Here is a 17,112-nt window from a genome sequence, read left to right as displayed (position 1 = left end):
CACCTTTGGCCAGCCCATAACGTCGTAGTCTTGCCCGCCTTCGCGCAGGTAGACCTCAGCCCGATAGTGGCGGGTGCCCTCGCTCACCGGGCGACGCGGGTCCTGCAACGCGAAGGTGGGCGGCTCGTAAGGCTGGGGACGCACCGAGTAGAAAAAGTCCATTTCCTCGCCATGGCCTACGCGAAGCCAGGCGCGCCCATCCTCTCCTTGGGTAACTTCAACCGGAAGATCCTGCTTGCGCAGCTCTACCGCGACCTCTTGGAGTGCGGGCAGCACCTGATCCTTGATAAAGCCAACGACCTCGATCTTGACGGGATTATGAGCAAGCAGTTTGAGCCTGGCGCGCCAATCGTCGCTGGTGCCCGGAAGCAGTCGTGCATCACGAGAAATCGAGCGCTTGGTTGCATCGAGATGCATGGCTTTGAGAAGCCCCCAACACATCAAGATCATGACGATCGTAAAGGGGAGGGCGCTGGCGATAGTCGCAGCTTGGAGTGATTCAAGACCACCTGCAATGAGCAGGGCAACAGCGATGCCGCCGACCAGTAGCGCCCAGAAGATGCGCTGCCAAACCGGAGACTCTTCCTCACCCTTGGAGGTCAGCATGTCTATGACCAGCGCGCCGGAGTCAGCGGATGTGACAAAGAACAGGGCGACGAGGATAACAGCAAGCGAGGAGGTGATCATCGTCAGAGGAAGGTGGCGCAGAAACTCAAACAACGCCATTGAGCTGTCATCTGATACTGCCTTGACGAGCTCTTGAACACCTTCGGAGCGGACCATGAACAAGGCCGAGTTGCCGTAGATGGTCATCCAAAGGAACGTGAATCCCAGCGGCACCAGCAAGACGCCAACCACAAATTCACGCACCGTGCGGCCTCGCGAAATACGGGCGATGAACATCCCAACGAAGGGCGACCACGCAATCCACCAACCCCAGTAGAACAACGTCCAGCCGCCAAGCCAGCCACTGGGCTCATAGGCATACAGGTTGAAGGTCATTGAAAAGAGCTGGGAGGCATACATGCCGGTGTTCTGGACAAATGCCTGCATCAGGTGGACCGTGGGACCGCAGACAAGCACAAAGGCAAGCAGTGCCACGGCCATGATCATGTTGATCTCAGAAAGGCGACGGACACCACTATCGAGCCCCGCGACGACAGAGCCTGTGGCCACCAGGATGATGATGCCGATCAAGGACACCTGCACGAGGGTGCTCACTTCCAAGCCGAACAGGTAGTTCAGTCCTGAGTTGATCTGCATCACCCCAAGGCCAAGCGACGTGGCCAGGCCAAAGATGGTGCCAAGGGCTGCAAACGTATCGACCGCGTGGCCGATAGGTCCGTGGATGCGTTCTCCAATGAGTGGATAGAGCGCTGATCGCACCCGCAGCGGTAGGTTGTGGCGATAGGCAAAGTAGGCCAGTGCCAGCGCAACAACGGCGTAGATGGCCCACGCATGCACGCCCCAATGGAAGAAGGTGATACGCATCGCCTGGCGAGCTGCCTCGGCAGACTCGGCCGTGCCTGTCGGCGGGGTGGCGTAGTGCATGATCGGCTCTGCCACGCCGAAGAACATCAGGCCAATGCCCATGCCTGCGGCAAAGAGCATGGCAAACCACGAGGCATAGCTGTAATCAGGGCGACTGTGGTCTGGGCCGAGCTTGATGCGCCCGTAGCCACTGATCGCGACACCGACCACAAAGACCAAGAAGCCTGCGACCGATAAGATGGTGAACCAGCCCGCGTCATTGGCGGTCCAGTTCTTGGCCGCCGTGAACCAAGTCGTTGCTTTTTCTGGAACAAAGATGGATAGCGCCAACAGTAAAAGCACGATGGCCGCAGTGGGAATGAACACCTGCGGCAAGATGCGCTGGCGAACAGGAGTGGATGGCGGAGCTGGGCTCTGCATAGATTCCTCCGGTTGATGATCGTTGAAGCAGGAATGCGGCTTGCGCTTAGAAATAGAACCCGATGTTGAGGTTGAGCCGGCTATGCCAGCGGGAGGGGCCGCCGTCATCGATTCCGATGCCGTCGCCGCCCGCAAACCACATGTTCTTGCCCGCAATCCAGTCAACGTAAGTCAACATGATCCCTTTTTGCAGGCTGCATCCGGTGACGTTCTGCCATGACTCCCTCACGCTTTGGCTGCGCCCCACCGGGCGCGTCATGCTGAGGTTGTTGTAGCAGGTGATGTCATCGAGCCAACGCTTCTCACCGAAGGAGTAGGCCACGTTTGCGCTGGGGACATCGGCTTCCGACGCAATCTCGAAAGGGGCAAGGAACGCTGACATCGCAATCCGGTCGCCTGGCACGCTGTAACGGTAGCGAGCCCATTGCAGCTGAGTCGTCCAGCCATCGCGTTTCCACTGGGCATGCAGCGCTGCACCCTGGTGGCCATAGTGACGGCGGGTGGTGGTGTTCTGAACCTGACCGCTGAATGCAGAAGCCCCGAGCAGCAGCTCACCGTCATGCAAGGAGCTGGTGTGTTCGTATCTGAAATGAACGCGCTCCCGCTCCTTGTAGGGCAGGTCAGCGGTCTGGGCCACGTCAAAGGAGTATCGGTCGTAGCGGGAGCTGCTTCCGTATTCATCGCCCGAGAACCAGCCGGCTATCCAGTGGTCGTCGCCACTTCGATGGCTAATCGTCACACCCGGATCGTAATCGTCTTCAATGCCAAGGTAGTAGCCTGAGCCAAACCAAAAGCTCTGGGAAACGGTAGGCAGAAGTCCGAAGGGGACCTGCTGGATGCCCGCTTTGAGCTGCGTTTGGTCGGTGAAATTCCATCCGGCGTAGGCATGGTGGACGGCATCGAAGCCGTCATACCAGCGATACTGAGCCGATAAGAAAAGGGGACCAGCGCCGGCCTTGACGTCTGCGCGAAGCAGTTCAAGTTGCAAACGGCTTGTGGGGCCGTAGTCCAGCCAGCCATAATTAAACCGGACGGCGCCACCCACATCGACAAACGGTTCTGCCTGAGTGTCGGGCGCTTCTTGAGCATGGATTGTGTCTGTGGCCGATGCCGCAGCACACAAAAAAATCAGGGGAAATACCTTCACGATAGTGTCCCGTGGCCTCCATTTTGCGAATGAAAGCGTCCAAGTCTAGCGCGTTGGCGCGAGCCACCCAAGCGAGGGATATCTTCCGCATGGTGCGCGCGGCATGATTTTCGTTGGTGAATGGAATGCGTGGCTTTCAGATTGTGGAACGGCCAACAACGACTCCCGGCTCCTGATCGGAAAGGATCACATCACCTTTTGGGAGAGTGATGGGCCGGTCAAGGCAGTTGTATCAGAGGGGCGGTACGAGATAGCCCTGATCCTTCATCTCTCTGGAGAGGGCGAGACGTGGATCGCCACGGAACACTTCAAACTCTCCCAGGACGGCGAGGAGCTGACCTCGGTCAGCCTTCCCGGAGATGGGTTCGTTCGTCGCAGATGCCCAAAACGCTAGGCAGCTACCGATGACAGCTGCTGGCCGATGACAGACAGTGCAATCGGCTTTGCACAGGGGTTATTCAAGCGATTACCGCATCTGTTCGTGCCATCCCTACCACTGCCAACGCATGCCCAGCTTTCCGTTCCATGATGATTCTTCGCCATCGAAGCTCCACGTGTAGTCAGCATCCGCGAAGAGATAGCCGACGGCACTCACCTGCCAGGTGCCGCCGACGCCAACTTCACCCCAACTGTCGCCGAGGTCAGCGGTGAAAGGTACGTAGCCGCGTGCACTGGAAAATTCAGTGGTTGGCGAACCGCTGAACTGGTGCCAGGCATTGGCGCGGATCCACCAACTTGTCGCTCGATCACCTGAGTCTGCCGCTCGCTGGCCGAGCCGGCTCAGCCGTACTCCCAATCTGCCAACGCTAGCGTCGTCATCCGTGTATCGTACCCGCGCGGTCGAGTCGACAAGGTCGTCCAGCGCGGTCTTCTGCCAGATGACCTGGGCTTGCGGCTCCATGCGCCAGCCTGGCTTCGACATGTCGCCGATTCGTTCCGCGCCCAGCAACCAGGGCCAGCCCACTTCCACGGACGCCAGCACGCCGGTCCCGTTGGTGAATATGTCCGGCAGCCGGGTGGATTTGGCTCGCATGTCATACCAGGTGTACTGCGCCACCGAGTCCACATAAGCACCACGGGGCGAGAATGCTGTCCAGTACGCGCCGACGGTGCGCGCGTCGAATTCGTCGGTACCGGCATGGAAATCGTAGTCGAGCAGATTGTGCCGCACCCTCCCACGCGCCTTGCCGTAGGCCAGATAACCACCGGCATGCTGATGGCTGCCGTCCTCGCTGATGGAACGGTAGAGGTCTACGCCCACTTGCAGCACATCAAACGCGTAGTCGAACCCAGGCCCTCTGCTTCCATAGATGCCCTGGTTGCCTCCGTCGCGTTCGCCGTCGTGGTGCAGTGCCCTGACCCACGCGCCGCCAACGCCAGCATCGCGTGAGGAGGCTCCGCGCTGGCTCAGCAAGTGCTCATCGCCCACCCGCTCATGCAGCGTGTCAACAACTGCGCGCGCGTAGATGGCTGCCATGGAGGGAAGGGCAGCTGCCAAGGACACTTCTTGCCGATATGCCGGCGGCACGGGGGGCTCGGGTGGTGGCGGCGGCGGATCCGGTGGTGGCACCGGCGGCGGCGGCGGAGGAGGCGGAGGAGGCGGAGGAGGAGGCGGTGACGGGCAGGGGGGCGAAGGCGCGCCCGCGGCCCCGCAGTCCAGGGTGGAGCGTAGGTACCAGTTTTCGGCCGAGCTGCCGTCAACGCTGCCCCGCCGCAGTCCATACTCGTATGGCCCGGCCACTACCGGTGTCGTGAGCGCGAACGCTGTGCCGCTCGTTAACCCGCCATTGACCGCATCCACCACGAGAATGCCGTTGCCGGCGGTGACGTCGCCGAGCCCACCTGCATTACGCGCCACGAGGATCGAGCTGCCGGAAGCGGCGCCACCGTCTATCACCAGCCGGTCGGACGGTGACCCGTCACCGCCCAGAAGCGTGTTTATCTCCAGTGTGCCGCCGACGCCGGCGTAATTTCGCGTGGTCAGCGTGGTGCCGGGCAGTGCGTCTGCACCGAAGATGATCCGCCCAGCATTGGCGACGCCAGCGACGGTCTGTGAAAAACCGTTGAGATCAAGCATCGCGGCAGCTGCGACGGTCACATCCGTGTTGGGGCTGAAGGTACCTGCCGCACCGGCCTGCAGTACCCCCGCATTGACGCGGGTGTCCCCACTGTAGGAGTTGGCCGTGCTGCTCAACAGGGTAGTGCCGCTGCCGATCTGGTCGACCCCACCGGTACCCGATATCGCGCCCGCGAATGCGCTCACGTTGGACCGGTTGAAGACAAGCAGCCCATTGTTGGTGATATCGCCCACAAGCGCGCCCGATGTGCCGCCATTGCCTATCTGCAACGTGCCGGCCGAGATCGTGGTGCCCCCGCTGTATGTACTTCCAGCGGTCAGAACCGTGGTTCCGGTCCCAACGTGATTGACGTTGCCCGTGCCAGAGATGGCGCCGGTGAATGTATGTATGTCGCTCCGGTTGAATGCCAGCGTACCGTTATCGGTGACGTCGCCGACGATGGAGCCGGCCGCACCGCCATTGCCAAGCTGCAATGTGCCCGACGCGATTGTGGTACCGCCGGTGTAGGTGTTGTCGGCAGTCAGGATGGTGGTACCGGCCCCCAACTGGTTCACCACACCGGTGCCTGAAATCACGCCGCCAAAGGTGTAGACGTCACCCCGGTTGAACGCAAGCGTCCCGTTATCGGTAATGTTGCCGACGACCGATCCGGCAGCACCGCCGTTACCCAGCTGCAAGGTGCCACCGGAGATGGTGGTGCCGCCGGTGTAAGCCTTGTCGTTGGCGAAGATGGTGGTCCCGGAAAGAACGCTGACCGCGCCAGGGCCGTTGATGGCGGGGACAAACGTATGGTCGGCTGCGGTGTGGTTGAACACAAGCAGGCCGATGCCAGGGCCAAACTCGACGGAGGTGGCAGCCAGGGTCCCTGGCGCGGCGGCTGCTGCGCCGGCCTGTGCACCAATGTTGACAGTGCCCCGACTTCCGGTGCGTGCAGCCACGTAGATGGAGCTGGCGCTGGCAGTTGCACCGTCAGCAACGGTGAGCGCACCTGTACCGAACAGGCCGACATAGACACCGCCGCTGTTGTTCCAGTTGGTTTGAGCGCCAATCAGTGTGACCACGCCAGAGCCGGACGCGCCATTGCCAATGAACACGTTCCCATTGTTGTTGACCGTCCCGCCGTTCTCAATCGCGAGCGTGCCCGAACCGGCGGTTCCTACGCGCATGCCGGTTGTCTGCACTACCGAGCCAGAACCATTCACAGTGACTGCGCCCGACCCATTCGCGTTGCCACCAATATCCAGGAAGCTGGTGGAGACACTTGCTCCGTTCAGGACCGCGAGCGTGCCCCTTCCTGCACTGCCTACCGTGATGCTGGCAGTGTTGGTCCGCCAGAGTGAGCCCGGCCCGTCAATTGTCACGGTACCTGAGCCAGTGGCGCTATTGCCAACGAGCCCGCCCGCCGTGCTGACGACTTGGGCGCCGCCCTGAATACTGAGTGTGCCCGTTCCAGCATTGCCGACGATGAGGGCATTGCCTGATGAGTTCCACGCGGCGTTGAGGCCGCTGACGGTCACCGCGCCATTCCCGGTCGCCAAGTCCCCAATCGTGTTTCCAATTCCGTTGAAGGAGAAGCCACTAACGACTGTCGCGCCTCCCTGGATGTCCAAGGCTCCGTCGCTGGAGTAGCCGATGGTCAGCCCTCCAGTCGTGTCGTTGCCAATTGGCGCTGTTGCTGGAGAATTGCCGAACAGGACCTGGTCGATTCTGCAGCCGCCGGTCTGCCCTGCGCAGGTTGAAACCTGCGCTTGGGCCATATCCGAACTGAAAAATATGGATAGCGCGATGAGTGCTGCAGTAGTGTCCGACCACCGCAACAAGTTACGTCGTGGGGCACAGCCGAAACCGATACCAACGCCAACAATGTTGGAGATCGAGGAGGATGCTCCGTCAATTCTCATGATTGCTCTCTCTGATCGCTGGCATCTGGCCGGGGGCAATGGCCGAGAATGGCTGCCGAACCTTCTCTCCGACTTGCGTCGCATGTACCAAAAGGTGGCGTGACCGATTGCTCGGTCGGAAAGCCGCTGGCGGGGGAGTGGGCGAGGTGTGAGGAGTGGGCGAGGTGCAACGCCCCTATTTGGGAGGCCAAGCGCTGAGGCTTGTCATTGCGAACAGCCATGCAGCCTCTCCAATGAAGAGCAGCGACAGACCGCCGCTGGCAGTACTTCAACTGCGTGCAGGTTGTCACCAGTAATGCGAGTCTGGCGATGCGCCTTTCGCTACTCAACCGCAATACTTGCAAGCGGCCGCCAGTAAAACTACTGCGCCGCTGAGCAGGACGCATTGCCTGAACCGCTCAGGCAATGGCTGGCGGCACGGGACGTCCACGTCGACTATTCGTGCGAGTAGGCGCCTGCACCATGGCTGGCTGTTCTTCGGAAATGGCCGTACGGCAACAGCCATGATGGCGCCGCGAGGATTAGAATCGGCAGAAACCTGACATGCAACTGTCCGAAGCAGACCTGTGTCGTGTCGCAGATCATGTCCGGCAACCCGCCGTCACGGAGACGCGCCTGCAATGACTAGGATGTCCATACGCACTTTCCGTGCAGCTGCGATAGCCGTTGCTGGCCTGATTCCGTTTGCGGCTTCGGCTTCGGCTGCGGTGCAGCCGCCGGGGTTGGAAGAAGCGCTGCGACGCGTGGCGACGGTCGCGCAGGCGCCCGCGTCGAAGCAGGCGGCAGAGGCACTTTGGGGAGTGCCGCTGGATGCCCCTGTGGTGCTGCATGACCGCGTCACCGGAACGAGTTGGCGTCGAAACGTCGCCACGGGGGATGTGGAGTCTGTCGTTCTGCGGAAGGATCAGCCGCCTGCGAATACATGCATTGATATCGACGGGGCCTCCAACGTGCTGTTGATTCTGCCGCTGCCTGCGGACAACGACGGACTCGCGACCCTGTTGTGGCATGAACAATGGCACTGCGTGCAGGCCACGTTGGGGCTTTCGGCTTCCGAAGGCGATACAGCGCATCTTGATGGTGAGCTTGGCCGGATGGCGTTGCGGTTGGAGATGCGTGCGTTGGCGCAGGCGCTGTCCGCGTCCGATGATCGTGATGCCCGGCCGCATGTCGCCGCAGCGCTGCAATTCCGGGCACTTCGTTCTGCGGGCTCGGCGTCGGGCACCCGGGTGCTGGGCGAAGAGGCGAGGGTTGAACGCAATGAGGGCCTTGCCGAGTACACGGGCCGCCGGGTCGCCGCGGCTGCCAATGGGGGGAACATGGTGCCGGCGTTGGTCAAGGCTCTGGCTGCAGCAGATGCCTCACCGAGCTTTGTCCGATCGGCGGCGTACGTGACCGGGCCGGGGTACGGGATGTTGCTGGATCGGTGGTCGCCGCGCTGGCGCAGCGGGCTGTCGCCCGCGTCTGACCTGCCTGCATTGCTGGCCGAACAGCTGGGTACGCCGCTCAGCGCCACCGGGGCGGAAGGTGTCGGTCGCCTTTATGGGATGGACGAGGTACGTGCCCAAGAACATGAGCGCGCCAGGATCCGTGAGCAGCGCAGTGCCGGGTATCGCAAGCGGTACCTCGGTGGGGATGCGGTTCGGCTTCCACTGAGTAAACCGTCCGCGTCGTTCGATCCGCGCGCGCTCTTTCCGCTGGACGAGGTGGGCACGGTGTACACACCGCTCACGGTACGCGACGAGTGGGGCGAGCTGACGGCGGAATCGGGTGCGCTGATGTCAAAAGACTGGACACTTGTCACGCTGAGTGGCGGTGAAGTTACCGGTAGTGCCTCCAACTGGACAGGGCCGGGCTGGACTCTTGTTCTCAACGCGGGCTGGCGTCTTGAGAAGGAATCAGATGGCTGGCGTTTGACGAATGTGCAGGGCGGCGATGTCCACCGGTAGTGAGGCTCGGCAGCGATGAGAGGCTTGGTCGCGACCTACCGCATCTCCACCACCACCTTGCCCTTGGCCCGGCCACTCTCGACATGTGCCAAGGCGCTCTGGGTCTCCTGGAACGGGAAGACCCTGTCGATGACCGGACGGATCGCACCAGCCTCCACCAGCGAGGTGATCTCGCCCAACTGCTGCCCACTGGCCCGCATGAACACGAACGTGTAGGTCACGCCCTTCCGCTCGGCTTGGCTGCGGATGCCATAGCTGAGCAGGCGCATGACCTGCTTGAGCGGCCAAGCCAGTCCGCGCGCCGCAGCAAACGCGGGCGTGGGTGGCCCCGAGATGGAAATGAGATGCCCGCCCGGCTTGAGGATCTGCAGCGAGCGGGTCAGTTCATCCTTGCCGAGGCTGTTGAGCACCACATCGTAGTCACGCAGTTCCGTCGCGAAATCCTGCTGTTTGTAATCGATGACGACGTCTGCGCCGAGATCCTTCACCCACGCGACGTTGGCGGTACTGGTGGTGGTGGCCACGAAGGCGCCCAGATGTTTGGCCAGCTGGATTGCCACCGTCCCGACGCCGCCGGAGCCGGCCTGGATGAAGACCTTCTGCCCGGGTTTGAGCTGGGCGGTTTCGACCAGCGCCTGCCATGCGGTCAGTGCGACCAGGGGCAGCGAGGCGGCCTCCACCATGGTGAGGTTGCCGGGTTTGAGCGCCACCGAGGCAGCATTGACCGCAATGAACTCGGCGAACGTGCCGATGCGATCATCGTCGGGACGGGCATACACCTCATCGCCGGGTTTGAAGTGGTGCACCCCGGCGCCGACACTTACCACCGTGCCGGCCATATCGTTGCCAAGAATCAGCGGCAGGCGATAAGGCAGGATCAGCTTGAACTCCCCGGCGCGTATCTTGGTGTCCAGCGCATTGACGCTGGCCGCGTGCACGCGGATGAGCACATCGTCATCGCGCAGCGGAGGCTGTGGGGCGTCGCCGATGCGGCCGGTCTCCTTTTTGCCATAACGGTCGACGAGGAAGGCTTTCATGGGCGGTGTGTCTCTGGTGGAGGGATGCCGTCAGGCTGCTGGGCAGGGAACGTGGTGGGCGCATCAGTTATCGAGGAACGCTAGCGCGTCCCGAACGAACTCGGCGTGATACTGGAATATCCCGCCATGACCGGCGTCGTCGTAGAGGACCAGCGTTGCATCGGGAATGCGGTGGGCCAGATCGCCACTGTTGGGCGTGGGGACCATGATGTCGCTGTCCCCATTCGCGATGAGCACCGGGATACGGATGTCGCCCAGGTCCTGGGGCGATTGCCTGCCCCACGCGGTGATCGCCTTCAGTTGCCGCAGGAACGCCCCGGGTGAGGCCGGCCTGTCGCGATCATTCGTGCGTTCCTTCAACCGTTGCAGGAACGCGGTGGCCGCCTGTCGGCTGCGGGCGCTGGCGGTGAAGAACAGGTAGTACTTGGGATCGCGCCGCGTCAGCAGGCCCTTGAGGATCAAGGGCCAGGACACGCGGCCCACCCGGTCGATACCGCGGCCACCCGCCGGCCCGGTACCGGTCAGGATGAGCCGCCGCACCAGGTCCGGCGCGTCCAGCACGACCTGCTGCGCGACGAAACCGCCGAGCGAGAAGCCGAGCAGATCGACGCGGCCCAAGCCCATCGTGCGAATCAGCGCGATCGTGTCCTGCGCCATTTCCGCGACGGTTACCGGTGCTTTGCCACCTGATTCTCCAATGCCACGGTAATCGATGGCGATGACCCGATGCCTGCTGGCCAGGCCATCCACGATGTGCGGGTCGAAGTTGTCGAGCACCGCGCCCCAGTGGTTGAGCATGACCAGCGGGGAGCCGTGCTGCGGCCCCAGTTCGCGGTACGCGAAACGGGTGCCATCGACCTCCAGCGAGCGGGTCGGTGCATTCTCGAACGAACGTCTGGAGTCGGGGGGCGTGCTGGGAAGCGTCATGGTCGCGTACCTGTGGGGTCAGGGCTTCACTCGGTGGGGCGATAGCGTTCCGCCGCCTGCGCCTGCCGGATGTCCGAGAGCAGGCCCTGACGCGATGCGTCCAGCGTGTCCCAGCGTTCGGCCACATGCAGCGGTGGAATCGTGACGGTCTCGCGGCGATCAAAGCCGACCAGCGCCGCATCAACCAGCTCGCCGACATCCATCACCTCCGGCAACGTGTTGATGTCGATACCGGCCCGCTGCCAGATCTCGGTGCGCGTCGTCGCCGGCAGCACAGCCTGAACGTAGACCCCCTTGGGCGTCAGCTCCAGGCTGAGCCCCTGCGACAGGAACAGCACGAAGGCTTTGGTCGCACCGTAGACGGACATGCCGAACTCCGGCGCCAGCCCAACCACCGAGCCGATGTTGATGATCGCGCCTTCACCGGCGTTGGCCAGTCGCGGTGCAACCGCAGCGGCCAAGCGGGTCAGGGCGAGGGTGTTCAGCGTGATCAGTTGTTCGATGCTGTCGGCCGACTGCTCGGTGAAGCCACCGGATTGGGCGATGCCGGCGTTGTTGATCAGGATGCCGATGCGCGCATCCTCGCGGAGGCGGGCTTCAACGGTGGCCAGGTCGCTGCGCAGGGTGAGGTCGGCCGGAAGTACATCGATGGCAACGCCGGTGTCGTGGCGCAGGCGCACGGCCAGTGCGTCCAGCCGCGCCGTGTCGCGCGCGACCAGTACCAGATCGTGGCCGCGGCGAGCAAATCGTTCGGCGTAAACGGTGCCGATGCCGCTGGAGGCGCCGGTGATGAGGACAGCAGGAAGCAGGCTCATGGTGTGTCTCTTGACATGTAATGGGGGAACGGGGATGCAGCGCGGCGATGGCGACGGGGTTACTGCGCGAACGTGTCGGTCAGGCCGGGGTAGTCGGTGTAGCCTTCCGCGCCGCCGCCATACAACGTGGCCGGGTTCAGGGCGTTCAAGGGCGCGCCGGTTTTCAGGCGTTCGACCAGATCCGGATTGCTGATGAAGGCACGGCCAAAGGCGAACAGGTCGGCCTTGCCACCGGCGAGATGCGCGTTGGCCAGCTCCAGGTCATAGCCGTTGTTGGCCAGGTAGGTGCCGGTGAAACGGCGGCGCAGGCCGTCGAAGTCGAACGGCGCGACATCGCGCGGGCCACCCGTCGCGCCTTCGACCATATGCAGGTAGACGATGCCCAGCGCGCTGAGCTGATCGACGATGTAGTCGTACTGCGGCTGCGGATCGCTGATGGTCGCGATGGCGTTGGCCGGCGAGACGGGCGAGAGGCGCACGCCGGTGCGATCGGCGCCGATCTCAGCGGCTACGGCCGCAGTGACCTCCAGCAGCAGGCGTGCACGGTTTTCGATCGAGCCGCCGTAGGCATCGGTGCGCTGGTTGGCGCCGTCCTTGATGAACTGTTCGAGCAGGTAGCCGTTGGCACCGTGGACTTCGACACCGTCGAACCCAGCGGCGATCGCATTGGCGGCGGCCTGACGGAAGTCGTTGACGATGGCCGGCAGTTCGTCGATCTCCAGTGCACGCGGCTCGGACACATCGACAAAGCCGTTGTGGACGAAGGTCTTGGTGTGCGCCCGGATGGCCGAGGCGGACACGGGCGCGGCGTTGCCGGGCTGCAGATCCACGTGGGAGATGCGGCCCACGTGCCACAGCTGCACGAAGATGCGCCCGCCGCGCGCGTGCACGGCATCGGTGACCTTGCGCCAGCCATCGATCTGATCCTGCGTGTAAAGCCCCGGCGTGTCCTGGTAACCCTGGGCCTGCGCCGAGATCTGGGTGGCCTCGGTGATGATCAGGCCGGCCGAAGCGCGCTGGGCGTAGTAGGTGGCGGCGAACGGACCGGGCACAAGACCGGCCCCGGCGCGGTTGCGCGTCAACGGTGCCATGACGATGCGGTTGGCCAGGGTCAGCGGGCCAAGGGGGTAGGACTGGAAGAGCGTCGAGGTCGTCATGGTGGGTGCGGGGTCGTGAGCGGTGAGGGATGGCGCGGGCGGGCCGGCAGTGGCGTCGCCTGGAAGTGACGCAATGATGATGACCGTAATCTTAGATGTCAATGGTTTGATGATGGTGATCATCTATCCGTGGTAAAGTGCGCGTCTATCGAGGCAGAACGGCAAGAGACCACCCGTCATGAAGGTCACCAAGGCACAGGCGCAGGCCAACCGGGCGCACATCGTCGACACCGCTTCCACGCTTTTCAGGGAGCGGGGCTACGACGGTGTGGGCGTCGCAGACCTCATGGCGGCCGCCGGCTTTACCCATGGCGGCTTCTACAAGCACTTCGGCTCCAAGGCCGACCTGATGGCGGAGGCAGCAAGCTGCGGCCTGGCGAAATCGGCCGATGCCGCCGCCGACATGGACCTGGCGAGCTTCATGCGCTACTACCTGTCCCGGCAGCATCGTGACGCGCCAGGCCAGGGCTGCACCATGTCGGCGCTGTGCACCGACGCGGCGCGTCAGCCGGATCCGGTCAAGTCGGCCTTCGCTGCAGGTATCGAGGCGCAGCTGGCCGTCTCTCCCTACCCGGAAGGGCAGGCCGACGGCCCCACGTCGGAACAGGCGCGTGCTCGGCGCATCGCGTTGATGGCCCAGGCGGTCGGCGCGATGGTGTTGTCCAGGTCCTGCCCGGACGACTCGCCGCTGGCGGACGAGATTCTGGATGTGTGCCGGGAAGACGTGCTGGCGCGGTTGGGTGGTGTGCCCAACGGCTGACGGGTGCTGGCCCAGATCCGCAAAGCGCAGCACGTGGCGTGCGCTCAGTGATGAAAAAGCGTGCACGTTGCCGCGCGCTGGCCTCACTGCTTGGTTCGCCTGACCGGGCCTGAAAATCGGATGCTGCGTCTTGTACCACGCCGGTGGCAGCCCATCATCACGCTCCCTCTACGTCTCCCAGCTTCAACTGAATGCCGGTCATGGCGCTGGTGAAAAGGCCGCTATAGTCCGAACACCCCAGACAAAGGAGGCACTGCAATGTTTCTGACCACAAAACAAATGACGACGGCGCGTACGCTGGCTGTGGCAATCATCGCTACCGTAGGCCTCAGTTCCTGCGCCACGTACAAGGACGAGTTCGCAACGATCAACTCACGCCTTGATCAACTCGACACGAAGGTGCAGGGCGCAGCCCAGAGCGCCGAATCGGCCAATCAATCCGCGCAGCAGGCCAACCAGCGTCTGGATCAGATCGAAGGCCGTGTGCAGCAGCTCGAACAGGCGCCCCGCCGCAAGCCACGCGGTTGATCGCTCGTGCTCCGTGTGTGAGCAACGTTTGAATCGACAACGGGTGGCCTACGCAGGCCACCCGTTGTCGATGATCGTGCAATCGTCATTGCAAGGAAGTGTCCCATCCGTACGCACTCTTACCCCGTAGTCCTGGCCCTTCGCGGCGCACTGACCATGGCGCTGGCGCTGGCAAGCATCGGCGTGGCAAACGCCGAGGATGCGGCTGCGCAGCCGACAGCCGCTGTCGATGAACTCCCGCCAGGCCAGGAAGTATCCAACACCGTGATCGAACTCGCGGGCTGGGTGGTTGCCACCAAGGACAGCCAGGGCTATCCGTTCGCCATCATGGACAAGGCCGCTGCCCAGGTGCTGGTTTTCGATGGCGAGGGCCGGCTTCGCGGCGCGGCGTCCGGGCTGTTCGGCTCGGCCACCGGTGACCATACGGCCCCCGGTATTGCCGGTCTTGCGCTTCGCGAGATTCCGGGTCGGGACCGTACGACGCCTGCAGGTCGCTTCGTGGGCGGGTACGGCCCGTCGATCGATGCCGGTCGCGTGCTGTGGGTGGATTACGAGTCCGCCGTCTCCATCCATCCGACGGCGATGGGCGTCCCGGCCGAAAGGCGCGTGGAACGTCTGGCATCTCCCTCGCCGGACGACAACCGCGTTACCCATGGCTGCATCAATGTGTCGCCAGGGTTCTACGAGAAGGTCATCCAGGCGACGTTCGAGCGGGGCGGGGTGTTCTACGTCCTGCCGGACAAAGCGTCGATAGCGGAGACCTTCCCGGAGTTCGCGAAGAGCCGTGCTGCGACGCAGGGCGACGAGGGAACCCGGGCTGGCCCTGCCGGCAAGTGAGGGGCGCATCGCATCACGGTGCATGCCGTTCGAAGTGTGCTTCAAGCACGTTGATGTCTGCCTCAACAACGACAGCAGCCACGTAGCCATCCGGCCGGATCAGCAGCCACTCACCCGGCTCCAGACCGTAGGCCTCGGCGAAGTGTCCGGCCGCATCACGCAGATCGCCGCCCTGGCCGATGACATGCATGCGCAGACCCTTCCGCGCAGGTGCGGCGGCGCAGCGGGTTTCGTAACCCAGCAACGTCCAATGGGTCCCGCGAAAAACCTCGAACAGGCGTACTGGCTGACCCCCCGCACCCTGCAAAAGGGCGTCAGGGGCGCGGCAACCCGGCGTGATACGCCCACTTCGGGGCTCGGCAGGTAGCGAGAGCGAGGCGTCGGCGTACCCGAGGTCGAGCTGCTGGACCTCGCGCCCACGTCGATTGTCGCCGCGTTGTGCGTGGTCAAGCAGCGTGGTTGCAAGCCCGAGCATGGAGGCCGCAATGGGGCGTCGCTCTTGTTCGTACGTACCGAGAAGCGCGTCCGGTGCACCCTGCAGCACTGCAGCCAGTTTCCATCCAAGGTTGTACGCATCCTGCACGCTGGTGTTCAGGCCCTGGCCGCCGGTGGGTGGATGCGTATGGGCAGCATCGCCTGCCAGGAAGACGCGGCCGTCGCGGTAACGCTCTGCCAACCGGGCGCTCATCTGGTAGGCCGAGGCCCATTGCACGTCGAGAACGGTGAGATCATGGCGACCGGTCCGCGCACGCACCATGGCACCGAGGCCGTCGGCCGAGAGGTCCACCTCACCCTCCAGCGGGACCGGCGCCTGCAGTTGGAACAGGCATTTTCCCATGAGTGGACACAGAGAGATCCGTTGCGCCATGTCGTCCTGGTTGAACGTATGCCAGGCGTCGCGTGGCAGCCCTTGCAGCACGATGTCGGCCACCACCGCGCGCACGCCCAGCGTTTTGCCGGGGAAGCCGATACCCAGCGCCTGGCGCACGAAGCTGCGCCCGCCGTCGGTGCCGATCAGGTAGCGCGTGCGCACGGTCTGCTCGCCCGTTGGCGTGGCAAGACGGACGCTTACCCCGGTGTCGTCCTGCTCGACGCCGATCACTCCGTGTCCGAAGTCGACCCGGTGCCCCAGCTCCGCCAAGCGGTCGCGCATCACGGACTCGGTCAGGAACTGCGGCACCATCAGCGGCTGTCGATACGGTTCGGCCGGGGAAGCCGGCGCCGCTTCGATGACGGCGGCGTCCGTGTGGGTGCCATCAGCATGATGCGAGCGCGAGACCGGATAGAGGCCGCCGGCCGCGAACAGCTGATCGACGATGCCCATGTCTTCGAAGGCTTCCTGGCTACGCGGCTGGATACCTTTGCCACGCGACCCATGGAACGGCTGTTCCCGCTGCTCCACCAGGCGGAATGCCACGCCACGGCGGGCCAATTCGATGGCCAGGGTGAGGCCGGCTGCGCCGGCGCCACAGATCACTACGTCAGGGGTGTTGCCCATTGCATCGCTCCAGGTATGTGTAATATGCACTTACTTGGAGGGGATCCTATGCCGATGAAAAAGAAGGTGCAAGATACACATAATTCGGCCGAGTTGAGGTCGCTTCACCTGTCGATGGTCAGCCTCGCCAGTGTGATGAACCGCCCGCGCAACGATGAACGGCTGATCCAGGAGGCGGGCGTGACGCTGGACCAGGCGTTGTTCCGGCTGCTGGTGGTGATCGAACGGGTAGGGCCGATCGGGGTGGTTGAGCTGGCCGATCGCCTGGGCCGGGATTACACGACCATCAGCCGTCAGGTGGCCAAGCTGGCTGCGATGGAACTGGTCACGCGTCGCGGTAACCCCCAGGACCGCCGCATCCGTGAGGCGACCATTGCGCCGAAGGGCAAGGACATGACGGACCGGTTGGATGCCGCACGTGAGCGGATCGGCCGGGAGATCTTCGCCTCCTGGCCTGCGCAGGATGTATCGGAGCTGGTGCGTTTGATGGCAAAGTTCGCCAGCGCGCTGGAAGCGCGGGAGCGCGAGCCGTAACGACGCACCGCGGACGTTTCAGCCCACCTGTTC

14 protein-coding genes are annotated in these 17,112 nt (G+C 63.5%); 6 read left to right on the top strand and 8 right to left on the bottom strand.

Annotation, left to right across the window (positions count from 1 at the left end; translation table 11 throughout):
• Positions 1-1,911 (bottom strand): BCCT family transporter (locus tag ABE472_RS11225; RefSeq protein ID WP_346466205.1); only part of this gene is annotated, 1,911 nt, incomplete at its 3' end.
• Between the two features lie 46 nt (positions 1,912-1,957).
• Complete coding sequence (locus ABE472_RS11220; RefSeq protein WP_346466204.1) at positions 1,958-3,058, bottom strand: hypothetical protein; 1,101 nt, start codon at positions 3,056-3,058, stop codon at positions 1,958-1,960.
• Between the two features lie 103 nt (positions 3,059-3,161).
• Here ABE472_RS11220 and ABE472_RS11215 point away from each other — a divergent pair, with 103 nt between their 5' ends.
• Positions 3,162-3,452 carry a hypothetical protein gene (locus ABE472_RS11215; protein WP_346466203.1) on the top strand — a complete coding sequence of 97 codons (291 nt, stop codon included), beginning with the start codon at positions 3,162-3,164 and terminating at the stop codon, positions 3,450-3,452.
• 96 nt (positions 3,453-3,548) lie between these two features.
• Here ABE472_RS11215 and ABE472_RS11210 read toward each other — a convergent pair whose 3' ends face one another.
• Positions 3,549-7,037 (bottom strand): autotransporter outer membrane beta-barrel domain-containing protein, encoded by a 3,489-nt coding sequence (locus ABE472_RS11210; RefSeq protein ID WP_346466202.1) that lies wholly within the window; start codon positions 7,035-7,037, stop codon positions 3,549-3,551.
• Between the two features lie 629 nt (positions 7,038-7,666).
• On the opposite strand from ABE472_RS11210, the gene ABE472_RS11205 reads away from it, so the two are divergent.
• Positions 7,667-8,986, top strand: coding sequence for a hypothetical protein (locus ABE472_RS11205; RefSeq protein WP_346466201.1), 1,320 nt, complete (start codon positions 7,667-7,669; stop codon positions 8,984-8,986).
• A 35-nt stretch (positions 8,987-9,021) separates the two neighbouring features.
• Here ABE472_RS11205 and ABE472_RS11200 read toward each other — a convergent pair whose 3' ends face one another.
• The 4 genes from ABE472_RS11200 to ABE472_RS11185 form a co-directional block, all read right to left on the bottom strand.
• Entirely contained in the window at positions 9,022-10,023 is a 1,002-nt protein-coding gene (locus ABE472_RS11200; protein ID WP_346466200.1) for an NADP-dependent oxidoreductase, read from the bottom strand.
• A 63-nt stretch (positions 10,024-10,086) separates the two neighbouring features.
• Complete coding sequence (locus tag ABE472_RS11195; RefSeq protein WP_346466199.1) at positions 10,087-10,950, bottom strand: alpha/beta hydrolase; 864 nt, start codon at positions 10,948-10,950, stop codon at positions 10,087-10,089.
• Between the two features lie 26 nt (positions 10,951-10,976).
• Positions 10,977-11,765, bottom strand: a complete 789-nt coding sequence (locus tag ABE472_RS11190) for an SDR family oxidoreductase (RefSeq protein ID WP_313218622.1) — start codon at positions 11,763-11,765, stop codon at positions 10,977-10,979.
• 59 nt (positions 11,766-11,824) lie between these two features.
• Complete coding sequence (locus ABE472_RS11185; protein ID WP_346466198.1) at positions 11,825-12,922, bottom strand: alkene reductase; 1,098 nt, start codon at positions 12,920-12,922, stop codon at positions 11,825-11,827.
• Between the two features lie 178 nt (positions 12,923-13,100).
• Between ABE472_RS11185 and ABE472_RS11180 the strand changes: the two genes are divergently transcribed.
• From ABE472_RS11180 to ABE472_RS11170, 3 genes are all read left to right on the top strand, one after another.
• Positions 13,101-13,682: a TetR family transcriptional regulator gene (locus tag ABE472_RS11180; RefSeq protein WP_346466197.1), complete on the top strand. Its 582-nt coding sequence runs from the start codon at positions 13,101-13,103 to the stop codon at positions 13,680-13,682.
• 258 nt (positions 13,683-13,940) lie between these two features.
• Positions 13,941-14,210: a hypothetical protein gene (locus ABE472_RS11175; RefSeq protein ID WP_121037094.1), complete on the top strand. Its 270-nt coding sequence runs from the start codon at positions 13,941-13,943 to the stop codon at positions 14,208-14,210.
• Between the two features lie 156 nt (positions 14,211-14,366).
• Positions 14,367-15,047, top strand: coding sequence for a hypothetical protein (locus ABE472_RS11170; RefSeq protein ID WP_313212376.1), 681 nt, complete (start codon positions 14,367-14,369; stop codon positions 15,045-15,047).
• Positions 15,048-15,060: 13 nt separating this feature from the next.
• Here the strand turns inward: ABE472_RS11170 and ABE472_RS11165 are convergent, their stop codons facing one another.
• Complete coding sequence (locus tag ABE472_RS11165) at positions 15,061-16,545, bottom strand: FAD-dependent oxidoreductase (protein ID WP_346466196.1); 1,485 nt, start codon at positions 16,543-16,545, stop codon at positions 15,061-15,063.
• Positions 16,546-16,599: 54 nt separating this feature from the next.
• On the opposite strand from ABE472_RS11165, the gene ABE472_RS11160 reads away from it, so the two are divergent.
• Positions 16,600-17,079, top strand: coding sequence for a MarR family winged helix-turn-helix transcriptional regulator (locus ABE472_RS11160; RefSeq protein ID WP_346466195.1), 480 nt, complete (start codon positions 16,600-16,602; stop codon positions 17,077-17,079).
• Positions 17,080-17,112: the final 33 nt, after the last annotated feature.

The organism is Stenotrophomonas sp. TWI809, from assembly GCF_039673205.1.
In the GTDB taxonomy this organism is placed as follows: Bacteria; Pseudomonadota; Gammaproteobacteria; order Xanthomonadales; family Xanthomonadaceae; genus Stenotrophomonas.
This window is presented reverse-complemented; position numbering and strand designations above follow the sequence as displayed.

Bases quoted from the DNA above. Each gene is read 5' to 3' on its own strand.
- ABE472_RS11200 (WP_346466200.1), bottom strand. From the start codon at position 10,023: ATGAAAGCCTTCCTCGTCGACCGTTATGGCAAAAAGGAGACCGGCCGC.
- ABE472_RS11205 (WP_346466201.1), top strand. From the start codon at position 7,667: ATGTCCATACGCACTTTCCGTGCAGCTGCGATAGCCGTTGCTGGCCTG.
- ABE472_RS11175 (WP_121037094.1), top strand. From the start codon at position 13,941: ATGTTTCTGACCACAAAACAAATGACGACGGCGCGTACGCTGGCTGTG.
- ABE472_RS11165 (WP_346466196.1), bottom strand. From the start codon at position 16,545: ATGGGCAACACCCCTGACGTAGTGATCTGTGGCGCCGGCGCAGCCGGC.
- ABE472_RS11180 (WP_346466197.1), top strand. From the start codon at position 13,101: ATGAAGGTCACCAAGGCACAGGCGCAGGCCAACCGGGCGCACATCGTC.
- ABE472_RS11215 (WP_346466203.1), top strand. From the start codon at position 3,162: ATGATTTTCGTTGGTGAATGGAATGCGTGGCTTTCAGATTGTGGAACG.
- ABE472_RS11190 (WP_313218622.1), bottom strand. From the start codon at position 11,765: ATGAGCCTGCTTCCTGCTGTCCTCATCACCGGCGCCTCCAGCGGCATC.
- ABE472_RS11195 (WP_346466199.1), bottom strand. From the start codon at position 10,950: ATGACGCTTCCCAGCACGCCCCCCGACTCCAGACGTTCGTTCGAGAAT.
- ABE472_RS11210 (WP_346466202.1), bottom strand. From the start codon at position 7,037: ATGAGAATTGACGGAGCATCCTCCTCGATCTCCAACATTGTTGGCGTT.
- ABE472_RS11185 (WP_346466198.1), bottom strand. From the start codon at position 12,922: ATGACGACCTCGACGCTCTTCCAGTCCTACCCCCTTGGCCCGCTGACC.
- ABE472_RS11170 (WP_313212376.1), top strand. From the start codon at position 14,367: ATGGCGCTGGCGCTGGCAAGCATCGGCGTGGCAAACGCCGAGGATGCG.
- ABE472_RS11160 (WP_346466195.1), top strand. From the start codon at position 16,600: ATGAAAAAGAAGGTGCAAGATACACATAATTCGGCCGAGTTGAGGTCG.